1 protein-coding gene is annotated in these 266 nt (G+C 38.7%); it reads left to right on the top strand.

The genetic code is table 11. The features are described 5' to 3' along the window. Positions 1 to 266, top strand: a 266-nt coding sequence (locus SB658_RS24540) for an alpha-amylase family glycosyl hydrolase (protein ID WP_410602991.1), incomplete at both ends; no start/stop codon positions are given.

Below are 266 nucleotides of genomic sequence, written 5' to 3'. Positions count from 1 at the left end.
AGTCACGTTCATCTAAAGACAATCCGAAGCGTGATTGGTATATTTGGCATGATGGTAAAGATGGTGCGGAACCAAACAACTGGGAAAGTATTTTTAACGGTTCGGCATGGGAATATGATGAAGTAACAGGACAATATTATTTACACTTATTCTCGCGTAAACAACCAGATTTAAACTGGGAGAATAAAGAAGTTCGCGAAGTGTTATACGATACAGTTAATTGGTGGCTTGATAAAGGAATTGATGGTTTCCGAGTGGATGCAATC

It is taken from the genome of Bacillus sp. SIMBA_008 (assembly GCF_046535495.1).
Classification (GTDB): domain Bacteria; phylum Bacillota; class Bacilli; order Bacillales; family Bacillaceae; genus Bacillus; species Bacillus subtilis.
Note: the sequence above shows the minus strand (reverse complement) of the source record. Positions and strands in the feature narration are given on the sequence as shown.